General features: G+C 44.6%; 19 protein-coding genes. 12 read left to right on the top strand and 7 right to left on the bottom strand.

The window, feature by feature from the left end; translation table 11 throughout:
• Positions 1-5 precede the first annotated feature (5 nt).
• The 5 genes from FFM80_RS09155 to FFM80_RS09135 all read right to left on the bottom strand — a co-directional run bounded on the left by FFM80_RS09155 (position 6) and on the right by FFM80_RS09135 (position 5,261).
• Positions 6-1,247 (bottom strand): MFS transporter, encoded by a 1,242-nt coding sequence (locus tag FFM80_RS09155; RefSeq protein WP_137640509.1) that lies wholly within the window; start codon positions 1,245-1,247, stop codon positions 6-8.
• Position 1,248: 1 nt separating this feature from the next.
• Complete coding sequence (locus FFM80_RS09150; RefSeq protein ID WP_137640508.1) at positions 1,249-2,133, bottom strand: shikimate dehydrogenase; 885 nt, start codon at positions 2,131-2,133, stop codon at positions 1,249-1,251.
• 26 nt (positions 2,134-2,159) lie between these two features.
• Positions 2,160-3,044 carry a shikimate dehydrogenase gene (locus FFM80_RS09145; RefSeq protein WP_137640507.1) on the bottom strand — a complete coding sequence of 295 codons (885 nt, stop codon included), beginning with the start codon at positions 3,042-3,044 and terminating at the stop codon, positions 2,160-2,162.
• Between the two features lie 484 nt (positions 3,045-3,528).
• Positions 3,529-4,368, bottom strand: a complete 840-nt coding sequence (locus FFM80_RS09140; RefSeq protein ID WP_137640506.1) for an SDR family NAD(P)-dependent oxidoreductase — start codon at positions 4,366-4,368, stop codon at positions 3,529-3,531.
• A 41-nt stretch (positions 4,369-4,409) separates the two neighbouring features.
• On the bottom strand, positions 4,410-5,261 hold the full coding sequence (locus FFM80_RS09135; RefSeq protein WP_137634465.1) for a sugar phosphate isomerase/epimerase family protein: 852 nt from the start codon (positions 5,259-5,261) through the stop codon (positions 4,410-4,412).
• A gap of 217 nt (positions 5,262-5,478) precedes the next feature.
• Between FFM80_RS09135 and FFM80_RS09130 the strand changes: the two genes are divergently transcribed.
• From FFM80_RS09130 to FFM80_RS09120, 3 genes are all read left to right on the top strand, one after another.
• The gene (locus FFM80_RS09130) at positions 5,479-6,384 is read left to right on the top strand and encodes a LysR family transcriptional regulator (RefSeq protein ID WP_137640505.1); all 906 of its coding nucleotides are present in this window, start codon (positions 5,479-5,481) and stop codon (positions 6,382-6,384) included.
• Between the two features lie 1,349 nt (positions 6,385-7,733).
• Positions 7,734-8,627, top strand: coding sequence for a LysR family transcriptional regulator (locus FFM80_RS09125; protein ID WP_137640504.1), 894 nt, complete (start codon positions 7,734-7,736; stop codon positions 8,625-8,627).
• A gap of 80 nt (positions 8,628-8,707) precedes the next feature.
• The gene (locus FFM80_RS09120) at positions 8,708-10,147 is read left to right on the top strand and encodes a hypothetical protein (protein ID WP_137640503.1); all 1,440 of its coding nucleotides are present in this window, start codon (positions 8,708-8,710) and stop codon (positions 10,145-10,147) included.
• Between the two features lie 334 nt (positions 10,148-10,481).
• On the opposite strand, the gene FFM80_RS09115 is transcribed toward FFM80_RS09120, so the two are convergent.
• Positions 10,482-13,001 carry a PRD domain-containing protein gene (locus FFM80_RS09115; protein WP_137640502.1) on the bottom strand — a complete coding sequence of 840 codons (2,520 nt, stop codon included), beginning with the start codon at positions 12,999-13,001 and terminating at the stop codon, positions 10,482-10,484.
• 260 nt (positions 13,002-13,261) lie between these two features.
• Here FFM80_RS09115 and FFM80_RS09110 point away from each other — a divergent pair, with 260 nt between their 5' ends.
• The 5 genes from FFM80_RS09110 to FFM80_RS09090 are packed head-to-tail and all read left to right on the top strand — an operon-like array spanning position 13,262 to position 16,288.
• Entirely contained in the window at positions 13,262-13,699 is a 438-nt protein-coding gene (locus FFM80_RS09110) for a PTS sugar transporter subunit IIA (protein WP_137640501.1), read from the top strand.
• 11 nt (positions 13,700-13,710) lie between these two features.
• On the top strand, positions 13,711-14,205 hold the full coding sequence (locus tag FFM80_RS09105; RefSeq protein ID WP_137640500.1) for a PTS sugar transporter subunit IIB: 495 nt from the start codon (positions 13,711-13,713) through the stop codon (positions 14,203-14,205).
• A gap of 30 nt (positions 14,206-14,235) precedes the next feature.
• Positions 14,236-15,096 carry a PTS mannose/fructose/sorbose/N-acetylgalactosamine transporter subunit IIC gene (locus FFM80_RS09100; protein ID WP_137640499.1) on the top strand — a complete coding sequence of 287 codons (861 nt, stop codon included), beginning with the start codon at positions 14,236-14,238 and terminating at the stop codon, positions 15,094-15,096.
• A 2-nt stretch (positions 15,097-15,098) separates the two neighbouring features.
• Positions 15,099-15,944, top strand: a complete 846-nt coding sequence (locus FFM80_RS09095; protein ID WP_137640516.1) for a PTS system mannose/fructose/sorbose family transporter subunit IID — start codon at positions 15,099-15,101, stop codon at positions 15,942-15,944.
• Positions 15,945-15,982: 38 nt separating this feature from the next.
• Complete coding sequence (locus tag FFM80_RS09090; RefSeq protein ID WP_137640498.1) at positions 15,983-16,288, top strand: DUF202 domain-containing protein; 306 nt, start codon at positions 15,983-15,985, stop codon at positions 16,286-16,288.
• A gap of 323 nt (positions 16,289-16,611) precedes the next feature.
• On the opposite strand, the gene FFM80_RS09085 is transcribed toward FFM80_RS09090, so the two are convergent.
• Positions 16,612-18,288: a glycoside hydrolase family 13 protein gene (locus tag FFM80_RS09085; RefSeq protein WP_137640497.1), complete on the bottom strand. Its 1,677-nt coding sequence runs from the start codon at positions 18,286-18,288 to the stop codon at positions 16,612-16,614.
• Between the two features lie 603 nt (positions 18,289-18,891).
• Here FFM80_RS09085 and recA point away from each other — a divergent pair.
• The 4 genes from recA to FFM80_RS09065 all read left to right on the top strand — a co-directional run bounded on the left by recA (position 18,892) and on the right by FFM80_RS09065 (position 23,949).
• Positions 18,892-19,971, top strand: a complete 1,080-nt coding sequence (recA, locus tag FFM80_RS09080) for a recombinase RecA (RefSeq protein ID WP_137640496.1) — start codon at positions 18,892-18,894, stop codon at positions 19,969-19,971.
• Positions 19,972-20,429: 458 nt separating this feature from the next.
• On the top strand, positions 20,430-21,827 hold the full coding sequence (nhaC, locus tag FFM80_RS09075; RefSeq protein WP_137640495.1) for a Na+/H+ antiporter NhaC: 1,398 nt from the start codon (positions 20,430-20,432) through the stop codon (positions 21,825-21,827).
• A 110-nt stretch (positions 21,828-21,937) separates the two neighbouring features.
• Positions 21,938-22,864, top strand: a complete 927-nt coding sequence (locus FFM80_RS09070; RefSeq protein ID WP_137640515.1) for an NADP-dependent oxidoreductase — start codon at positions 21,938-21,940, stop codon at positions 22,862-22,864.
• Positions 22,865-23,082: 218 nt separating this feature from the next.
• Positions 23,083-23,949, top strand: coding sequence for a fructokinase (locus FFM80_RS09065; RefSeq protein WP_137640494.1), 867 nt, complete (start codon positions 23,083-23,085; stop codon positions 23,947-23,949).
• Positions 23,950-24,157 lie beyond the last annotated feature (208 nt).

Here is a 24,157-nt window from a genome sequence, read left to right as displayed (position 1 = left end):
CAGTATTAAGCTTTCGCCGCTTCAGCGTTCCCTTTGCCTTGGCTACGGCGCTTCACGATAACCGCTAAAGCGACCCCAATCAACGTAATCACAACGTTCAGCAAAATAATCATCCGCGGTGCGCTGGCACCAGTGGCCTTAGTCAAGTAAGCCGCTAAGGATAAGACGGCATAGTTGGCTACACTTGAGGCAATCATGACTAACGACGTGGCCAGTCCCTTACTGTCTGGGAAGAAACCAACTGTCGTTGAGGTGGCGAGTTGTAGAACCCCACCAGCCGCGGCATAACCAATCACGAAACTACCGATATACAAGATAACCGGTGTTTGAATGAAGTAGCAGAGTAACAACATCACTACTGAAATACTTGGATATAAGATCAAAACAGTGGTTTCCTTTAAGCCCATATGAATGAACTGAGCGGTTAACAAGACCGCGATCGTCGCCCCAACCGCATAAAATGATTGCAACACACTTGGATCTTTAATCCCATAACTAATCCCTAATTCTTGATTACAGTTCAACCAAATCATAAAGGTTGCAGAACTCGTAAATCCGATTAAGATTGACGCAATTGATGCCGCCGAAAAATGAGTTTTCGGCTTAGCAGTCGTCGCATCGCCGTTGGCTGGCGTTTTACCAGCTTGCTTAGGAAATGGCAGAATCAAAACTAAGATGGCATCGATAATCATCAAGATCCCACAGCCAATGAAGATTGCTTTATACGACATATTGGCCGTTGCCACTAATCCAATGACAAATGGTAATACGAATTGGGCAACCGTAATGGCAAACTTTGTAAACAAATTGGCAATCGACGCCGAATTTGGAAAGATTTCCATGACACTCGGTGACACACAGGTATCCAAGAAAGAATTAGCAACCCCATTCATAATTCCGACACCATAAGCGAACCACATACTGTGGGCACTAATCATGCCGAAGAAGAACGCTGCGTATAACGCCATCCCAATGAAACCACTGACCCGCCGACCGACTTTATCGGAAACGGGACCGGCAAATGGATAGGCAATCAAGCGGCCTAACCCATAAGCCGCAATGACGGAAACGACCATACTAACATCGATCGCCCCGCTAGGTAAGGTCGAGGCCCCCCAGGCTTTGGCGAACTCGGTCTTGTATTGCCCCATAATGGAAGACGCAATTCCTAAAATAAAGTAAGCAAAATATAACGCAAGTGCGGTCGGGTAAAACTTTTTATTCGAACTCGTCGGTGTTGTTGACATGTTAATGACCCCCAGTATCGCTGAAGAAGAGCCGTTTGACATCATCAACTGGCATTTCTTGACCAGTGTACAGCTTGAAGGCTGCAGCCCCTTGCCAAACGAGCATACCTTTACCACCGATAGCTTGACTACCATGGGCCGCCGCATCGGCTAACATCTTCGTCGTTGCGGGACTGTAGACCGTATCCGTGACAATCAGATTATCACGAAAGACACTTAAATCTTTAATATTACTTTGGTCAGCATGCGGATTCATCCCAACTTTCGTGGCATTCGCTAAAATATCACTGGCTTTAATGGACGCAGCTAATGCGGCTTGGTCATTAATATCACCAACTTCAACGTGGCAAGCTGGGACCTTTTTCATAATCTTTTGTGCGGTGAGTTCCGCATTCTTATAAAAGTCATCTTTCGGGTTAAAGATCCGAATCGAAGCAGCGCCTTCTAAGGCCATCTGAACTGCAATCGCCGTCCCAGCGCCACCAGCACCAAGGACCGTCAATTTCTTACCCTTGGGATCAACGCCATGGTGCCGTAAATTCTCAACATACCCCGCGCCATCAGTATTATGACCCACTAAAACGCCATCATTATTGACGATCGTATTAACCGCGCCAATTAATTCAGCGGCTGGCGAGAGTTCATCAACCAATTCCGCAGCGACTTTTTTACAAGGCATCGTCACATTGGCACCGCGCATATTGAAGATGCGCATCTTTTCTAAAGCACTAGCCATTTGATCGGCTTGAATATCAAATGCCAAATACGCATCGTTAATCCCCGCTTGTTCAAAACTGTAGTTATACATGGCCGGTGACCCGGAATGCCCCACTGGCGACCCAAATAATCCTAACATTGTCGTATGTCCATCAATTCTTGCTTCCATCAGCGTTAATCCCCTTTCAGTCTAATTTAATGTTGTACTGCCGCTTGTTTCGCTTCGTAAGCTTGATACTCATCCGTTGGCATGTCTTTGCCAGTAAACAAGGTATAAGCTGCCGCACCTTGCCATAAGAGCATCCCTTTACCAGGTGCCACCGTGCAACCAAGACTTTCGGCATCTTCGATCAACTTCGTCTTCAATGGGTTATAAACCGTATCTGCAACGACTAAATCTTGCCGTAAGAAGGCTGGATCAACCAATGATTGACCATCTAATGGCTTCATCCCAACAATCGTGGCGTTAACTAAGATGTCGGCACTGTCGATTTCGGACTTTAGCTTTGCTTGGTCAGCTAAAGGATAGACGTTAACCTCAACTTCAGGCTTAGCTTCCTTAATCTTCGCCTGTGTCTTTTCAGCATTAGCATAGAATTCATCATCTTGGTTAAAGATTGAGATAGCTTTAGCCCCATCCAACGCACTTTGGACTTGTAAGGCTGTCGCCGCACCGCCAGCACCAATCACTACTAGCTTTTTGCCAGCAACCTCGACGCCGTTTTCTTTCAAATTACGGACAAAGCCAATCCCATCAGTAATGTGACCGGTTAATTTGCCGTTATCATTAACGATGACGTTAATTGCGCCGATAATCTTAGCAGCTGGTGAAAGTTCATCAACCAACGTCGCTGCGACACTCTTGCAAGGCATGGTGACATTGCTGCCCCGAACTTTAAATAACCGTAAGGCATCGATGGCTTGTGGCATTTGTTCTTTTTTAACATCAAACGCCATATAAGCGTAATCTAGCCCTTGCTTTTGGAAGCTAAAGTTATACATGGCTGGTGAGCCAGAATGACCCACGGGGGTACCTAGTAACGTAAATAAACCGGTTGTTCCTGAAATGCGTTTTTCCATAATCAAAGACACTCCTATCTCGATTTGATTGATCAATGAATCGAATAAAAGAGACCGAGACAGTTGTCCCAGTCTCCCTTCGACTTAAACGTTCAATTTTAAATGGTGGTTCATTGTCGCCGACCGGTTGGCCAGGCTGACGCTGGAACGTGGTGGACACGTTTTCGAGCCAAAGGACGGTCTCGAAAGCCGGCCTTTAGCTAAGTCACCAGCAAATCACTGGTAACTAAGCTAAATTTCACCACTGAGCATCAGCCTGACCGCCCTCACGGCTAAGTTAGTTTCTACTATAATTAAGTAGATTGAAATCTAGCCGAGAGGGCGGGCGCCAAAATGCTCAGCCGTGTCGTTGGTCTTAATCCGGGTGAACTTCCCGGATTTAGACCAAGGTCAATTTGGAAGACCGCCTCTTGGCTTCCAAATGACCCATGGCGTTCCAGCATTTTGGCGACCAACCGGCAGGCGGCAATCACTAACTCAACCCTTATTTTTTGGCTGGTTGATGGTGATCGATGGCGTATTGACGACGGCCACCTGGCTTTGGAATCATGTCAGAAATCATCATGTTCAACCCACCATCAACGGTAACTTCGCCACCGTTAGTGTAGTCAGAACGATCACTGGCTAACCAAAGCACCGTGTTCGCGATATCGTCTAAGTTACCAATCCGCTTGCTGGCAACTAAGCGCTTGCGGCCATCTTCAACTTTAGGATCACTGTAGAAGTTAGCGGATAATGGTGTCTTAACTAAGCATGGGAGGACACAGTTACTGCGAACCCCGTATTGGCCCCATTCAGCCGCCATTTGCTTCGACATCATGTTGACGCCGGCTTTAGTCGTACTGTAAGCGCCACTATATGTTTCAGGATAACGCGATGCAACGGTTGAAATGTGAACCATATTGCCGTGCTTTTGTTGAATCATAACTTTCCCGAAACGTTGTGACATTAAGAAATAACCAGTCAAGTTAACGTTCAAAGCTGCTTGCCATTCATCTAAGCGCAAGTCTTCTAATGGTGAGAAGCGCAAGATAGCTGCGGTATTAACTAAGACATCGACAACACCGAATGTGTCAACAACAGTCTTAACGGCTGCATCAACATCGGCTTCACTCGTCGTGTTGCAGACAACGGCAACGGTCTTAATACCGTATTCGTCAGCCAACTTCTTAGCGGCCGCTTCCGTCTTATCTTTTAACATATCAACTAAAGCAATATTGGCACCTTGCTTAGCAAATTCTTCACAGAACTTTGTCCCCATCCCACCGACAGCACCGGTGATGACAACAACTTTACCGTTTAATCCTAACCAACTGTTACTCATAATTTAGTTCCTCCTAATCAGTTTTCAATCGTTATTAACAATTATGCGTTTACTGGATCTTGTAAAATTTCAGGCCAAGCTTTCTTCAAAGTTGCGACCGTTTGTTTGTAAGTGTAATCGGCAACGTAATCAATGCCTTTAGCCATGTAAGCATCGGAAATAACTTCAACCCCGATCACCTTTGGATCAACGCCGGCATCCTTGATCATCTTAACGAAGCCCGCGGTATCTAAGTCGCCAGCACCTGGTGCCAAACGATCGTGCATGGATTCGTCACGTAAGATGGATTCAGCGTAAGGCCGAGTGTAAGCGTCATCAATTTGGATTGAAATCACCCGCTTAGCTTGTTCCTTAGTCAATAGATCGTATGGTTGGTTAGCGCGGACCCAGTGCCACATATCTAATAACATATAGACATTGTCGCAGTTAGCCTTTTGCATGATCTTCCAAGTCTTATCCAAGTTTGGTAACCCACTGTATGGCATTGGTTCCAACGCGATAATATGCTTACCAGCGCGAGCGGCCAATTCTTGCAACTTCTTAGCGGTGTAGTCGATGGAGTAGTCTTCCATTAAACCAGTATTGATATGTTTAACACCAAACAAGTCACACATATGGAAACAAGCTTGTTCCTTGTATTTTTGTTCGTATGAGCGTTCCGGTTCACACCATTGCACGATATATTCGACTTCGGTACAACGAATGTTGTATTTAGCTAAGGTATCCAAGATATCTTGGTCGCTCAAGCCTTCGTTTACAGCGTCAACGTAAGTTTCAGCCCGTAAACCAATCCCATCATAACCAGCTTCACTAGCGGCTTTGCACCGATCTGCGAAACTGCATTTGTCACCTAAAGTCCATGAACTAACTGTAATTGGATGTGTCTTTGTCATAATTGCTTCCTCCGAATCGTGGATTTTTCAACATGCATGCTCTTTAATTCACATAATTTATTTTACAAGACTAATGTAATCGTTTTCTAAAGCAGCGTCCAATTGCTTTTATCCGCAGTGAACGATAGCTAAAAGTTATCAATTCTGTTATATTAGCTATAGTAAGCGCTAACGAGTCGCTGATAACTCGCGATTTCACGGGAGGTTGTTGTTACTTATGAACTTAGATCATTTACGTTACTTCGTGGCTCTATCCCGAACCGAAAACTATACCCAGACCGCTAAACTGTTACATATTACACAACCAAGTTTAACTAAGGCCATTCATTCGTTAGAAAATGAACTGAATATCGCCCTGTTCAAGCGGACCGGCCGTAATGTCGCTTTAACCCCAGCTGGCAAGCTATTTGCCAACGGTGTGGAATCTTCCTTAATCACCTTGGATAAGAGTATTGCCGATGTGAAGACCTTTAATCTGCAAAAAGCCATTATCCGTGTGGCGGCCTTACGAACATTAAGTATCAAATGGCTACCGGATATGGCACAACGCTTCCTACACGCAACCGCTAATCCGGCCATCCGCTTTCAATTCAATACCGATACCGGCCTATCCCCGGACATTCTGAATGGGCTACGGTCTAAAAAATATGATGTGGCCTTTTGTTCGAAGATGGATAATTATCCCGATATTAACTTTTTCCCAGTCGCTGAACAGACCATGGTTTGCATCACCCCATTGGATCATGCGCTGGCGACGCGCTCAAACATTAACTTGACCGAAACGTTGGCCTACCCGCAAATTACATTTTCTGAACGCAGCGGTCTACATCCAATTATGACCAAACTATTCAATGACTGTGGCGGTCAACCGATTAGTGCTTATTCAGTCGAAGAAGATCAAGCCATTGCTGGATTAGTCGCCAATGGGTTTGGGATTGCCGTTGTCCCGAATATGTCGATGCTACAAACCATGCCCGTCAAGATTATTCCATTGTCATTCCCTAAGTGGCAACGCATCCTATACATGGCCGCTTTAAAAAATGCCACACCGCAACCAGCCATCACGCAGTTCATCGACTTTGTCCGCGAACAAAGTAAGCAGCTGTCAGTTAATAATATCTAAAGCCGATACGCTTGGTGCTAGTTCGATTAATTTGCCACTCTGGTTGGCCCAGAATCGGCTGGAACGTGGTGGTGGCCACGTTTGCGAGCCAAAAATCGGTCTCGCAAGCCGGGCTTTATCTAAGTCGAAAACCACGACTAAGATAAACGACACCACTGAGCCAATTCTGGACCGCCCGGCGTTAACTAACGGGGATTAAAAAGTTAACGATTGATTATTTTAAGTTCAGTTGGTTAGCCGAGAAGTTGGCTGCTAAAATGCTCAGCCGTATCGTTGGCCTCAAAATGGCCCATGGCGTTCCAGCATTTTAGCAGCCAACTGGCAGGCGGCAACGTTAACTAGCACTAAGCGCAAGATCGATGACATTGCCACTCCAATTAACTAGTTTCTATCAAACGTCCTGCATTCGCAGGGCGTTTTTAATTAACCGCAATTAACAGTTATTATAATTTAAATTAATACTCAACTTACGAACCCCCTTTTATAACGGCGTTTACGTGTGGAAAATTGCCTTTAGTATTATAATTACTTATAGTAATTAAGAGGTTATGGCCACTTTAGCCACTTAAATGGCTAAATCAGCGGTATCTGATAATTGTGACACCCCTTTAAGAGATAAATCGAATTTATTTAGCTAAAGGAAATTCCTTAATCTAGCAGGCTTTAGACGTTACTAACTGAAGATAGTATTACAGACGATTATAGCTTTGACCCGTTAACTAATTTAGTGACGTCAGTCGAATGACCAGTTCTGTGTGAGTCGCCACTAGAATCCAACAACCCCTTAACTGATAACAAATAATTATAGCCATTTATCATGCGATAGCGATTTAGCAGTTGATAATTGACTCATTAACTGCTAAGGTATTATAAGTTTTTATACTTTAAACCCATTAACTATTTTTAAATCAGCCTTGTCAGTAACGGGCTTTTCATCAACAATTAATAATCATTATGAACCTTTAATAATTTGACTTAACAAATTAACAGCCCTACTTAACCAATAAGCCAAAATCATAGCTAAAAACTAAACACTCCGCTATGATAGAGCGTGGACCAATTTGTTATTTCTGAGTATTAATTTCTGTTATAGCTTTAAGCCATCAACTATTAGCAGTTAACTAGCGGTTAAACACGCCCTTGCGACTATAAATTGCGCCCTTTCGTGATTAATCGTGGTATGATTGAGTGGTCGATTGATAATTAAACTAACCAACGACCATAATCGAACACCACCTTAACTGATAACCTTTATTTATACATCGTCGTCAGCGGGTCACTTATTTTGGACTGCTACTGGCGCTTATTGTTAATTACTGATTAATAATCTTTATGGAGGCTGCGTTTTCATGAATATTAAGGATTTGTACTATTTTCAACGTTTGATTAGTACGCAGAGTTATACGCAAACGGCCGCCGATTTCCACGTCAGCCAGCCCACGATTTCTCAAGCCATCAAACGCCTGGAACGACATTTTCAAACAACCTTATTCTTCCGCCAAGCTAAGACGAAAGCTTTAGTCCTAACTCCTAGCGGTCAACAACTGTTACTAGCAGCAAATGATATCATCGCCAATTGGCAACATGTCAACGAATCGATCGGTCACTTGCGGCAACATACGTTACGGTTAGGCGTTGAACCTTCCGTCGGTGAACGTTACTTACCAGCCTTAACTCAACCTATCGTTGAGCAAGACTTACTTAAGAGTATCCATACAGTTGAAATGGGAGCTAACCAATTGGTCAAGCAAGTCTTGGGCGGACAATTAGACCTCGCCATCAGCTGTAATCTTGACCAAACATTAGACGAACGACTTGCGGTGACGCCGTTAAAGCCGTTCCATTTCAAGATTCTTTGCAGTCCGGAACACGCTTTAACCAAGTTGGAGAAGCCAACATTTAAAGACGCCTTACAGTATCCGTTCGTCATCTTGAATGCGACCTACTTAAACAAACTCGTCTTCCATCAATTGGCAGAACAGTTATCAATTGAGCCACAAGTCATGTTTGAATCTGATAACAGTACCTTGATCAGTGGTTTAGTTCGCGAAAACCTCGCGCTCGGCTTTATCTCCGATATCGGGATGGCGCCAACGGATGATCTGGTCGAAATTCCAATCACAGATGTCCAAGCACCGAGTGTGCATATTAACTTGATTCGTCGGGCACATCAATTTCCAATTGGGCTCTTCAAGCAAGTCATGGATATTGTCGAAGATACCTTTAATGTTAAAGTCAACTAAATTTTCAGAAAAAAACCCACCTGCGCTGAAAAAAAGCTACAATGGACATTGTAGTTTTAAAATCAGCGGGGGTTTTATTTATGAACAGTAAAGTTATCGGGGGACTAATTGGCAGTGCCCTGGTTCTAGGTCTCAGCTTACCGGCGATTACCGGGCAAGCCGCTACCAAGACCTATCAAGTGAAAAAGTTAACCAAAACGGCCCATCATCATTATTATGTGCCCACTAAAAATTTCAGTCAGCATAGCTGGTACTTAGGCTTACATGGCAAACATGCGACCTTAAAGCATGCTCATAGTTTAGCTAAAACGGCTCGCAACACCTATACCAGCAATAAACAAATCAAGTTAAAGACGGGCAAGAAAACATTCAAGTTACTTGGCGTTAAGCCGAGTGCCCATGCGGCCGTTGTTTGGATCAACACCAAATATTTACACAGCGGTAAGAATCCAAACCGGATCCGGTCAACCCGCACGACTAACGGCCATTACACGCAACACGGCGATGCCTTAGATTGGTTTAATAGTCGGCATTTCAAAACACTCAGCAACGCGGATTATTATGTCACGACCTATCCCTTCGCGCGCAGTAGTGATTATCAACAATCAGCTTACCAAAAGACACCATCGACCATCAAAGCGGTCGCCGGCAACCATTTAGCCAGCTTCAAGACCTTAACCTACTTACCAATCACCATGCAGACCACGGGTGACTATAGCAATCCCCAAAGTATCGTGATGACCCCACATGGGCAAGGCATGTACATTATGCAAACAACCCATAGTTATTCGACGACCGGCCGAGTGGTTTACTATAATTTAGCTGGCTTAAAAAAGTATGGGATTACGAGCACGCATATGGACCGCTTGCGACGGGCTACCCATAATCATGCAACCAACAATCTAACAGCGACTGATCGCGAGATTTTGGCCCAAGTAAAGGTCGGCCCGCAATTCAACACTGGCCATGGCCAATCCTTAGCCTATAACCCACATAATCGGCAACTTTGGTTCATTGGGCACGGCGGTAAGCATGCCAACGTGCAACGGCTCTCAAAGACGACACTTAAGCCGATTCGCAAGATTAGCTTTCACCTGAATAATCATCTTAAAGTGGGCAGCGTCTTAACGTTTGACCAACACGGGACGGCCTATTTCTACAGTCAAACCGCCACCGTTGGCAAGTCCCCCAAGCGGTCGGTTAAGCTATTCGCTGGTAAGATTGGTGCCAAGACTGTCCGGTTCCACTTAATCATGCAAGGTCTCCGTTATAGTCCTGGTACGATTACCCAAGCGATGAGCTATAATCCACATCGCAACCGGCTTTACTTGGTCTCAAACGGCAGTATTACTTCGCTACCCGTTGCCCATTTAGGGCATCTCAAACACGGCAATATTGAATCGACCATGTTCCAAACGACCCGCGAATTTGAAGGGTTGAGCTTTACCACTAACGGCCAAGCTAATCTACTCGTTAACCGGGGCGCGGAAGTCTTAAAAGCGACTAGTAATGATTTCTAAGGATAATTAAAAAGGTACCAACTTGATTTGAATGACGAAATCAAGTTGGCACCTTTTTGTTCTGACACTAGTTGGATTAAATTGCCACTCTGGTTGGCCTAAAATCGGCTGGAACGTGGTGGCCACGTTTTCGAGCCACAGAACGGTCTCGAAAGCCGGGCTTTATCTAAGTCGACAATTCACGACTAAGATAAACGACACCACTGAGCCAATTCTAGTCCGCCCGACGTTAGATAACGGGGCTTAAAAAGGTAAAAATTGATTATTTTCAGTCCAGTCACTTAGCCGAGAAGTGGCAACTTTAACTATCCTCAAGCGTGACTAGCATGCTTCATCAATTTGCGATAAAGATAAAATCTTTCAACAGCTGATACAAAAGTTCAATCTCATAATCTTGAATACGAATATTAAATTTTTGTTCGATTGGTTGAAAAATACCACTTGAAAGTGAGAAGAATTCTTGCTCTTTAGTCGTTAGGGTTGCCTGTTTAATAACATTCTCAGAGCCCTTAGTGTCCATGATCATCCGCTCAATCATTAATGACAAGTGCATATAGAGATTAAGTTTGAGGCGTGGACTGAACTTCACGTTATAGAAATCCTCATAATGCGCCACTATGTCCTGACTATCCTGAATCACAATATCAGGATTCAAGATTTGTAGCCGCCCACGAATACCTTCAATCGATAAGAAACGAAGGAGGCGTTCAATCAACAAATCACTAGATTCTTGATTTTCACCAGCATAACGTAACACTGACTGTAATTTCAGCGAAGCCGCCTTGTCAAAAATATTATAGATATTCATAATATTTAAATCGTAATCGCCACTGACATCGGTGGTGGTCAAGATTAATTGCGTATTAGCAAAAAACTGCCGATCGTGATTTTTGAGTAAGTCATGCAATTTCTTATAGTCCACCGCAATGACTTCCAGTGATGGTGACAACGTAGATTCGATCAATTTCTTAAGTTCCTCTGATAGCCCCACACCAGACATACACGAAACAATAATATTCTTCCGATTCGACAAGCCTTCGTAATATTGCGCATCGGTCGTTGAACTATACTTTTTGCTGGCCTCCGCAATTGATTGGAACGTCTCGTTACGTTGCACCCGCAAGCCAATATCCAAAGCCATCGCCGTTGTCACATTATTCACAACCAAAAGTTCTTGATTCGATATTTTCTTAATCTCACTAAACATCTCGCGTAGTGAGCCCATATCAAATAACACAATATTCCCCTTCGTCGCTGGGGCCTGATCGACTAAATAACTGCGCACGTACTCATTGATTTTTTCCAATGAGACATCAATTGGCATATCAAACGCTTCAAAAAAGTAATTGCCACATAATGTGTTGACAACCTGCTGAATACTTGAGGCCGTCTTTTCACCATGTGCCAACAGAATCGCATTATAGTGAACCGATTCGACTTTACCCGTACATTGCACCATCAGGATAAAGAACGGCAAACAATAATAATTGCTCTGAGTGTACTGTGGCCCTAATTGCTTTAAAAACTGGTTAAACAAATAGTAACTTCTAGGGTAACGATCCTTGAGTTCAATCTCTACCTTGGTCAGCACCTGATTAGTTGGTAGATTATCATTGCATAGGCTTGCAAATATAAAGGCTAAGGCTACATTATGCCAAAATACGGCATCCGGCGGAAACCCAATACCGTATCGGTGGGTAATTGTCGTGCGAGTGGCCGTTTGAAGCCGCTTCGCAAAGGCTACAAGTAAGGTCTCACTGGCTGTCGTATCAATCTGATTGAGGACTTTCAATACGGCAAAGTTCTGCTCAGTCAAGGTCTCTCCATTAACTAACGACTCTGATAATGACTTAAATAACAGTTCCGCCGTGGGTCCCAATTGCAACACACTAATAATCAGTGACCGAATCCGATCCGTTAACATAGACTGATTAGGGGTAATACAAATTGCATCGGCAGTAGCGCCGGCAATGCTTAATTGCTCAGCATCTGGCGTCTGAGCATACGTCGCCGCACAAAGTAGTTGAATCCGATTGTTGAGTTCCCGAATGTTAGTCGTATGTTCCGAGGCCGCCAATTCAATCAACTTATCAGGCGTAATCATGATTTTTCGACCAATTTGGTCCGCCTGTTGCTGTAAAAACATCGCAACAAAGGTAATCCGTTCATCAAATGGACGGTCATTTAACGGTTTTAAGTTAATTTGAACAGCTGCTGCCTTAAAAGATAAACCATTAGCCTTCGAATCCGCGTGAGTTGCTGAAAAAATATACCGAATACCAGTTGCCTCTTGTTGATTAGCATCATTGAACAAGTAATGCTGGGCTGACGAATTCAACGCTTGCAGGTTTTCAATATACAGATAACCAGTCTTTTCCGCTGTAAACTCCTGAATAGTCGTGTTCAAAGCCTGTCTAAATGCTTCGGGTTGGCCTTTGTAGCTCGCACAATCAACGATCTTAAAAATGGCCGTCACCGGCAAAATCTGCCGACGCACCGCTTCGCGATAAATTGCCCGGGCTAACGCTAACTTACCGCTACCAGCAATCCCAGTCATAAAAATGGGTAAGCCGTTGACCGGATAAACAATGGCTTCGAGGGCATGCTGAATATCAGTGCTTAAACTGCCCCGATAACCGATTAACCCATCAAAAGCTGAGTGCGCACGTCTAACCTGCCAATAAACTGGCCGCGTTCCAGTTTTGATTAATTTTCCACGTTTATGCAGTTGTGATAAATAACTACTGGTGACGCCACGAGTTAGTCCGACCGCCGTTGCGGCTTGTTTAGTTGTAATCCGTTCATTGGGAAATTGCTGCGAAATTGTCGTATAAAGCTTATCGATTGCATCCAATACGGTTCCTCCTTAAGCACTATTTTTGATAATTAAGCACAACATACAGGTGACATTTGACTTGCATGTGATTAACATAGTCATTGTAAGCGTTAACTTTATTTAAGTCCAGATGAGTATGGCCAGCGACCTACACATTTCAAATTGAAAGGAGGTGCTTCCTTGACGGTAACAATCATCGTGACACCACGTCACCGTGGTTGACAATTACCGTTTTCTGCAAGCTCGTTTAACGACACTACAGATTAGGAAGAAATTAAATGAAATATTTGTTACTCGTTAGCCACGGTGATTTTTCAAGTGGGCTAAAACAAACCTTAAGTATGTTTGCCGGGGGAGATCCGATTAACTCGGTGATTGCAGTCGGGCTGAAGCCTGACGAAGCCGCTTCAACATTAGGTAAACAGTTTGAAGCCACTTTAGCAGAGCTTCCCGCTGACGCTCAGTTCATCGTTTTGGCTGATGTTATTGGTGGTAGCCCGCTCACCACAGTCTGCAACGTTTTAAATAATCACGGTAAGTTACAAGACAGCCTAATCATCGGTGGCATGAACTTTCCAATGGCCATCACCGCCACAATGTCTAAAGATACTTTAGATAACGCGGCCTTAAAAGAAAAGATTTTCGCTGAAGCAACTAGTGCAATCAAGGTATTTAATACAAACACATCATTAGATTTTTCAGATGATGATATTTAGGAGGATACATCATGGCAGTTTCTTTTGTACGAATTGACGATCGAATGATTCACGGTTTAATTACGGTACGTTGGGGTAAAGAATATCCTTGCGATGGCATTATTGCCATTAATGATAAAGCCGCTAATAACCCGATCTTATCAGAGGCTTACAAAGCCGCATCTGATAAGAAGACCTTTGTTTGGACCTTAGCTCACTTTGAACAAGTAAAAGACAAAGTCTTAAATTCAGCAACCAAGTACTTCGTGATTACCAAGAATCCGCAAGACATGAAACAAATTTTAGTTGATATGGGCTTCAAACCTGGCACTATCAAGACAATCATCGTTGGCCCTGGGAATGATCGCGAAAATGCAATCAAACTTGGTGACAACCAATCCTTTACCCAAGCTGAAGGTGATGCCTTTGAAGCCATCGAAAAAGCCGGTTACAAAGTTGAATTTGCTTTGTTACCAGATCAACACATCGGTAGCTGGGACAAGTTCAAGTCAAAATTTGGTTATTAACAGCTAAGCTTTCAAAGAAGGGGTATTAAAATGACAATTAGTTGGTTTCAAGCAGCTATTTTAGGAATATTCGCTTGTTTATGTTCCAACTCATGTATGGCCGGTCAAGCAGTTGGTAATTATACGATTGGTCGTCCATTAGTTGGTGGACTTGTTTGTGGGATCGTCCTTGGCAATATGCCATTAGGGATTGCTTGTGGGGTTGCGATGCAATTAGTTTATATCGCTTTAGTAACGCCAGGTGGGACGGTTTCAGCTGATGTTCGGGCTATTTCTTATATTGGGATTCCTTTGGCCATGGTCGCTATCTCCGCTCAAGGCTTAAATCCATTAGGTGGTAGTGCTGCTGATTTGGCTAAGTCAGTCGGGACTTTAGTCGGGACTGTTGGAACGGTGCTCTATTACGCCGTTGCAACCATGAACTTGGTTTGGCAATCATTCGGTTGGAAAGATGTTCATAAAGGTAAGTTAAATAAGTTAACTGCTGTTAACTTTGGCTGGCCTTGGATTTCACATGCCTTATTCTCATTCTTACCGACCATGTTTTTAACTTACTACGGTGCAACCGCGGTTACAGCTTTACGCAATGCGTTACCAATGGATGGTATCGCAATGAAGACTTTATTTACAGTTGGTGGCATGTTGCCATGTGTTGGGATTGCAATTTTACTTCGTCAAATTATCGGCCATCCAATTGATTTCGTGCCATTCCTAGTCGGCTTTACCTTAGCAGCTTCATTACATCTGAACTTAGTTTCCGTTACCGTTATTTCCTTATTGTTCGCCGTTATCTTCTATGAAGTTGAAATGGCTAGAGATGCTGGTAATGGTTCTGGCAAAGGCCCAGTTGCTGAAGGTCCCGCCAATAACGATGATGAGGAGGATATTTGATGATGCAAAACACTAGTAATTCGAATCAGCTTGATAAAAAGACCCTTACCAAATCATTTCATCGTTGGTTCTGGGGTGCATTGACCTGCTTCTCTCAAGAACATATGCAAACTTTTGGCTACATGGCTTCCATGTTACCAATCCTTAAAAAGTTATATCCTAAGCATGATGACCAAGTTAAAGCGATTCAAGCCTATACCGCCTTCTTCAACACTAACCCAATGCTTGGGACAGTGATTGTTGGGATTACCGCTAGTATGGAACAAGCTCGCGCAAATGGTCAGGATATTGACGGCGAAACGATCAATGATATGCGGGCCGGTTTAATGGGTCCTATTGCCGGGATCGGTGATTCATTGATTGATGGGACCTTGATTCCAATTCTCTTAGGGATTTCCCTAGGGATGTCTTCCGGCGGTTCACCAGTTGGGGCAATCTTCTACATTGTCGCTTGGGTCTTAATTGCTTACTTTGGCCAACGTTTCCTTTATTTCCGTGGTTACAAATTCGGTGATCAAGCGGTCAGCTTCCTAGTTGGGAAGCAAGGTGCCGCCATTCGCCACGCGATTGGGATTGTCGGTAGTATGGTCGTTGGTGGGGTCTTGGCTTCATGGGTCAACGTTACAACATCACTTAAACTATACGGTTCAAACGGCAAAGTCTTCTTAAATCTTCAAGATAAATTAGACAGTATCTACCCTGGTATCTTAACCGTTGCGGTAACATTCTTCTGCTGGTGGTTAATGACTAAGAAGCATGTATCTGCTATTTGGACCATGTTAATTCTAGTGGTTATCTCACTCATCGGGGTCTTATTAGGATTCTTCAATCCTGGTCTTTCATACTAAATTTCAAGTTGACGACAAGCTGGAGGAGATGCAGTAAAATGACACTTAAAGAAATGAGAACCGGTTATGAACAAGAAGTTGCTTACCAGAAACACATGCTCAGAAATCTTGGGTATTGGTTTCAACTTTGGACCATTACTGGCGGTATTGGCATCGTCCTCACTTACTTTTTCCATGCCAAAAGCTTGGGGCTAACGATCTTTGGTATTACCCTACTTGTCATTGGGGCATTAGGCATGTTAATGTTTGGCTATTCGGGCTGGAAAGGCCAACAGAATATTAAAGCATTGGTGAATGATTACGAGTTAAAAATTGATTATCTACAAAAACATGCTGCTAAATAAGTCCGTGTCCAGTCGATTAATCAAAATAGTATGAGACTGGAATTCAGGTATTAGCGTTGCTAAAAAGGCATCTTGAGAAATTTTCTCAAGATGCCTTTTTGTCTTAGAAGTTAATCACTGATCACGCTTGATGCTAGTTAGATTAAGTTGCCACTCTGGTTGGCCTTAGTGCGAGTGTCTTTTCTCAGACTTAGGCCAAGGTCAGTTTTGAAGACCGTTTTTTTGGCTTCAAAATGACCCATGGCGTGCCAACGTTTTAGGAACCAACCGGCAGGCGGCCATTGTAACTAGCGCCAAGTGTATTTCTATTGAATAAGTCTACTTTAAAACTGATAAATCTTCGCTTCATACGGCCGCAATGTCGCGCCTTGATCGTCGATATAATTACCAATCAATCGTTGCACATCACTAGGCAACTGGTCGTACTCGCGCACTTGATCATGCGCCGTAAAGTTACAAATCACAAGTAACTGCTGAGTACCGGCTGTCCGCAAATAGGCATACACAGCCCCATCATCAGCGTCCAATAGTTGATAATCGCCTGTCGTCAAAATAGCATTCGTGTGCCGTAACTGAATCAACTGTTGATAATAAGTGAAGATTGAGTTGGACTCAGCTAAGGTTTGCTGGACATTCAATTGCGGATAATTCGGATTAACTTGTAACCATGGCGTCCCCGTTGAAAAACCGGCATTTAAGCTATTATCCCATTGCATCGGTGTCCGGGCGTTATCGCGTGACATATGCGCAAGGTCGGCCAACATCTGTGTACTGCTGAGCCGGTGTTCTTCATCAACTAAATGGTGATACGCATTTAAGCTTTCCAGATCTTTATAATCACTCAATTCCGTAAAGTGCGCATTCGTCATCCCGATTTCTTCACCTTCATAAATGTATGGAGTGCCTTGTAGGCCATGCAACATCGTGGCTAACATCTCAGCCGAGATGACCCGATATTTTGGATCATCATTGCCAAACCGGGAAACAATCCGCGGTTGGTCATGATTATTCCAATACAAACTATTCCAAGCTTTACCGTGCAGCCCCGTTTGCCACTTGCTTAAACTCTGCTTCAAATCAACCAAATTAACCGGTTGATCGTTCCACTTGCCTAAAGCCGGGTTCGAATTGCCATCCAGATTCATATGTTCAAATTCAAAAACCATATTTAATTCGTTGGTCGTCAATCCGGCTGATTGTTGCGCATCTTTGATTGTCGCATTCGGCGTTTCACCGACCGTAATCAAATCCGCGCCAGCTAAGACTTGGGTATGCATTTCTTGTAAGAAGGCACTTAACCGGTGCCCATTAGCGATAATCGGGCCGATATCTGCATACGGTTCGCCAGAATTTGGTTGACCATCGACAAAGTCAGTCGGTTTCGAGATTAGATTAATGACATCTAACCGAAATCCGTCAACGCCTTTTTTGACCCAAAAGTTCATCATGTCGTAGACCGCTTGCCGCAACTTAGGGTTCTCCCAGTTCAAATCTGGTTGTTCAACGGCAAAGGAGTGCAAGTAATATTGCTGCCGCGCTGGTACATACGTCCAAGTAGAACCACTGAAGAACGAGCCCCAATTGGTCGGAGCATGACCATCGACGGGGTCACGCCAGATATAGTAGTCAGCATAAGGATTATCCCGGCTCTTAGCACTTTCAATAAACCAGTGATGCCGATTCGACGTGTGATTAACCACAATATCCATCATCAACTTTAAGCCCCGTTGATGCAGTTGTGCCAATAACTGATCAAAATCAGCCATCGTCCCAAACTCAGGATTAATCGCCTCATAATCACTGATATCATAACCATTATCGACACCGGGTGATTGATAAATAGGATTGAGCCAAACGACATCGGCACCGAGCTGCTTGATATAGTCTAACCGACTCGTAATCCCCGGCAAATCACCAATTCCATCACCATTTGAATCCTGAAACGATCGTGGATACACTTGATAAACGACCGCTTTTTGCCACCATTGCATTGTTGCCATCTTAGTCAGCCCCTTTTTGTTTGCGCTTACATCAAAGCCATTCTATCATGTTGGTCATCCCATTCGTAGTGCTTACCGCCATGTTAGCGGTAACTAAATGCTAGTTGGTTTAAATTGTCACTCTGGTTGGTTCAGAATCGGCTGGAACGTGGTGGCCGCGTTTTTGAGCCACAGTTCGGTCTCAAAAGCCGGGCTTTATCTAAGTCGGAAAATCATCGACCAAGATAAACGGCACCACTGAGCCAATTCTGGCCCGCCCGTCGTTAAGTTATCAGATCTGATAACTTACGGTTTCTCATTTTAGTCAGCCAACTTAGCCGAGAGGTTGGTTTCTAACATGTTCAGCCGTATCGTTGGCCTTAGTGCGAGTGGGTCTGCTCGGACTTAGGCCAAGGTCAGTTTTGAAGACTCTGGCTTCAAAATGGCTCATGGCGTTCCGGTATTTTAGGAACCAACCGGCAGACGGAAATTTCAACTAACACCAAACGCTAGCAGCCATAAATTTTAGCGCTATTTAAAATAGTTAAGCCCAAATAGAACATATGTTTGGATTTAATGGTATACTTAAAACATTAACAAACGAGTTAAAAGGAGGATTTGACCATGGGTAAGAAATCACTAGCAACCGCGACTCCCAGTGCGATTGATCAAACAGAAACATCCGCCCGTAAGACGGCTTTAGATAAGGCTTTGGGTAAGATCAAAAAAGAATTCGGTGACGGTGCCGTGATGAAGATGGGTGACAATCGCCTAGCTAACGTCGAACGGCTCAGTACTGGAATCCTTTCACTGGATCAGATTACCGGTGGTGGCTTACCACGCGGTCGTATTATCGAAATGTACGGTCCCGAAAGTTCTGGTAAAACGACCGTAGCCCTACAAGCAGCCGCAGCTGTCCAAAAAGCAGGCGGCAAAGTGGCCTATATCGATGCCGAAAATGCCTTAGATCCGGCCTATATGAAGAATCTGGGTGTCGATCTGGACGACCTCCTTTTGTCACAACCGAATACCGGTGAAGAAGGCTTGGAAATCGCCAATACCCTAATCGAATCCGGTGCCATTGCACTAGTTGTCATTGACTCGGTCGCCGCTTTAGTACCGAAAGCCGAAATTGATGGTGAGATTGGGGACGCTCACGTGGGGATTCAAGCCCGCTTGATGTCTCAAGCGTTACGAAAGATTTCCAGTGCTGTCCATTCGACGCAAACCGTCGTTATTTTCATCAACCAACTCCGTGAAAAGGTCGGTGTGATGTTTGGGAGTCCCGAAGTAACCCCTGGCGGCCGGGCGTTGAAGTTTTATGCTTCAATCCGGCTCGACATTCGGCGAACCGGCCAAATCAAAGATAAAGTGGACGGTGAAGTCCAAGTTGTCGGGAATACCGTCCGTTTAAAAGTGACTAAGAATAAGGTTTTCCCACCATTTAAAGTCGCCGAAGTCCAAATGGATTATGGCTATGGCATTTCCAGAACGGCGGATATCTTAGATCAAGCGACCAAGGCAGATATTGTCCAAAAATCGGGCGCTTGGTACTCATACCATGATGAACATATTGGCCAAGGCCGCATTAATGCCATTAAATATTTGAATGACCGACCAGAACTAGTCGAAGACCTGATGCAACAAGTGTTACACCCTGCCCCAGACCCTGAACCGGCCGAGCCAACGACCAAAGACGCTTGACGGTAGCCCGTACAACATGCTATCATCACAACAACTTAATTAATGAACGCTACGTCCCCTCCCAAGTAAAACAATAGCTGAGCGTCAGGAAGTCGGTGGTTGCTGCGAACCGATCAGGCTATTTGCTTTGAAATACGGGGGATCACGTCCGGATACGTCCGGCGGTTAATAACTAGACCCGTTACCTTGCTAGTGAGTGGAAAAGTCTTCGGATTTTTCAAGCTGGGTGGTACCACGGTCCAATCAATCGTCCCTGTTGTCTTTATCGACAACGGGGACGATTTTTTTGTTGTAAATTGCCGCTACAAGCTCATTTGCTCAAAATTCAATCAAAACCAATGGCGCTATCTGCTATATGACCACCAATCATAGTCGCAGTGACCAGCAGGTTCGGTCTGCAGACTAACGGAGACGGACAACTTAATACAATACAATCATAAACTTTGGAGGAATCTACAATGCAAAAACAACGATCATGGCGGCCAGTGAGCTTACCGGAAGCCTTAATTATTTTATTAATCATGTTAGCCATTATGGGATTAGGGGTCATTAAGTTTGGCCTTTCACCACAAACACCAGTGATTCTAGTAATCGCGCTAGTCATCCTATGGGCACGGATTCGGGGTGCTGCTTGGGATGATATTCATGGCGGCATCATTGAAGGGATTAAGACTGGGATTATTCCCATCTTTATCTTCTTACTGATTGGGGCCTTAATCAGTGTCTGGATTGCGGCCGGAATTATCCCCTCAATGATGGTATTCGGCTTTCACCTAATCTCGGCTCAATGGTTTGTGCCCTCAGTCTTTCTCGTCTGTGCCATTATCGGAACCTCAATTGGGAGTGCTTTTACGATTATTTCGACGATTGGGATCGCCCTTTTCGGGATTGGCACAACCATGGGCATTAACCCGGCCTTGATCGCCGGAGCCATTATTTCTGGAGCTATCTTCGGTGATAAGACCTCACCGCTCTCGGACTCCACTAACTTAGCCGCCGCGATAGCTGAAAGTGATTTATTCAGCCATATTCGGAACTTGATGTGGTCGACAATTCCCGCGTTTATTGTGTCTCTAATTGGCTACACGATTCTCGGGATGGGTGCGGCGACTGAGACCCATCTCGGTAAAATCAACACCACGTTAGCCGTATTAAATCAGCATTTTACCATCAGCTGGTGGGCGGCGTTACCGTTAATCTTAATGCTAGTCTGTGCTTTACGAAAGATTCCCGCGATTGCCACATTATTAATGAATATCACCTTAGCAATTGTGATGATTTTTATTGAACAACCGCATATCGCCATCAGTAAAATTGCCACGATGGTTGAAACAGGCTTCGTCGCTAAAACTGGGAACGTCGGCGTTGACCAATTACTCTCGCGTGGTGGGATTAGCGCTATGATGGGGACCGTCTCTCTAATCTTATTGACGTTGTCGTTAGGTGGCCTTCTAATGCAGTTTAACTTGATTCAAACCGCTATGGTGCCGTTAGCTAAGCGCTTAAACAACAGTGGTTCGACCGTTACCGCTGCTATCTTAGCTGGGATTGGCGTTAATATATTCGTTGGGGAACAATACTTATCCGTCATTTTACCAGGGAAAGCCTTCAAAAAAACCTTTAATGACCAAGGCTTAGCGAACTTAGCGTTGAGTCGCGTGCTGGAAGATGGCGGGACCGTCATTAACTACCTCGTTCCGTGGGGGGTAGCCGGAGCCTTTGCCGCTAACACGTTGGGCGTCTCAACCTTAGCCTACTTACCATTTTGCTTCTTCAGTCTACTTTCACCAATCTTCTCCATTATTAGCGGGGTCACTGGTTGGGGGCTCAAGCGTCAAGCTAAGGCCACAGTTTAATCACTAACTAAACAAAGTCTCGAATGTAATGGTTCTGACTTGTGGTTTCGCCCTCGTGCCCGCTACAATTGGGCTAAAGGATTTTTCGCCACAAGGAGGGGGATTAAATGATGCTTGCATATGGTTATCGAAAATTTGGGGGACCGGCCGTTTTTGAAACAATTCGGCAACCGGCCTTAGAACCTGCACCGAATGAAGCGGTGATTGAAACACTCGCCGTTAATTTAAATGACGCTGATCGGATTGAACGTTTGGGGGCCACGCCAACCACACCGTTACCACTGATTCCCGGCCATGATGTTGTTGGTCGAGTTATCAAAGTTGGCGCCGCCGTCACAGATTTGCCACTCGGTACCATCGTGGCCGCACATACTGACCACACTTACGCTGAGCAAGTCTGCTTAGACGCTGACACCGTCGTCACTGTACCTGATAATCTCAGTCCGGCTCAAGCGGTTAGCCTGATTACACCGGGAATTACGGCCTACAAGGCGGTGCGTTACTTTGCGGATATCCATCCCGGGCAAACCGTTATCGTTAAAGGCGCCGCGGGTGGCGTTGGTTCATTGGCAGTCCAGTTGGCACAACGTTTAGGGGCAAAAGTCATTGCTATTGCTAGTCAGCGCCATGCCGAAACCGTTAAAAACTTGGGTGTGGCTCAGTTCGTGGCTTACGACCATCATGATCCAGCCCACGTGCTCGCTGACCGTGGCGATGTGATTATCAATGTGTCCTTAAATGGCGCCGACGGTAAAACTGATCTGGCAATGGCCCGCTTTGATGCCACCATTGTGTCGGTGGCGAAACGCCTGCCTGCGACCAGTAAGTCGATTGAGTTTCATTCGATTCATCCAACTAATGCGATTTCAGATCAGGCCGCCTTACAAATGTTATTTAAGTTACTAAGTACCGACCAGCTACAGACCAATATCGGCTACCACCTGCCATTCACTTTAGCGGGCTTTATCCAAGGCCACGCGTTGTTAGATGAACCGCACAATGGCCGTATCATTATTGAAAAAGATATTACTGAATAGCAAAATCAGACTAGGGTCAATCGCCCTAGTCTGATTTTTTTATATAGCATTTTAGGCAACTGTCAGCCCAGCCATCATTTTGATTGGTAATGGATATTGCTTCTCAATAACTAAATCAACATTTAAATGTAACCGTTCACAAATCGCCATAAAAAGTGTATACTAATAATCAAAAGTATATACATTTATTGATAACTGAAATTTTGGAGGAATTAATTATGACATTAGGCGCAATTGAAGCCGGCGGGACTAAATTTGTCTGCGCGATTGGCACTGAAACTGGGGACGTTTTGGATCGAGTTTCGATCTCCACGACGACTCCTGATGAAACGATGGCCGCCGTTGATGCGTATTTTAAAGCACATCCAGTCGAGGCGATTGGGATTGGCTCATTCGGTCCCATTGGCGTGAACCCAACTGATCCTAAATATGGCTACATTACCACGACACCTAAACCCGGCTGGGGTGACTTCGACTTTCTCGGTCACTTAAAACAACACGTTGATGTGCCGCTTTATTGGACGACCGACGTTAACGAAGCCGCGTATGGTGAAGCCGAGCTAGGGATTGCTAAAGACGTTCCGAATAGCATTTACGTGACGATTGGAACGGGGGTTGGCGCTGGTGTCATTAGCAACAACCAGATTTTTAACGGCCGCACGCACACTGAACTAGGTCATATGCGCTTGAATCGCTTACCGGGTGATGACTTTAAAAACAACTGCCCGTATCATGATATTTGTCTTGAAGGCATGGCAGCTGGCCCGGCAGTCGGCAAGCGGACCGGTAAAGCCGGTAAAGAAGTCGCCGCGGATGATCCTGTCTGGACCATTGTGGCCGATTATATTGCCCAAGCCTGTGTAAACTTAACCGTCTCCTTTGCTCCCGACAAGATTATTCTAAACGGTGGCGTCATGAAGCAAACCCAACTTTTCCCAATCATTCGTGAAAAGTTTGACGCCTACTTGAACCATTATGAAGACGTGCCAGCTTTGGACGATTACATTGTCCCAGCCGGTCTCGGTGACAACTCAGGCGTCGTCGGTGGGCTGTTACTAGCCAAACTTGCATTAAGTCAAGCCTAAATCTTTACACATTCCATACACAACCTTTATCAGAACTATGTAATCGATTGGTACACTATGTTTGTAAACATTGTTAGCCAACCCCTATAAATGTTTTCGGTGTGATGCGTTACCACACCCACCTCGTTCAGGTTAATCTAACGAGTAAGCGCGCGACTCACAGCTTGTTGTGAGTCGCGCGCTTTTGGGTTGGAGAAAATGCGATAAT

It is taken from the genome of Lactiplantibacillus dongliensis (assembly GCF_005405105.1).
Lineage (GTDB): Bacteria > Bacillota > Bacilli > Lactobacillales > Lactobacillaceae > Lactiplantibacillus > Lactiplantibacillus dongliensis.
Note: the sequence above shows the minus strand (reverse complement) of the source record. Positions and strands in the feature narration are given on the sequence as shown.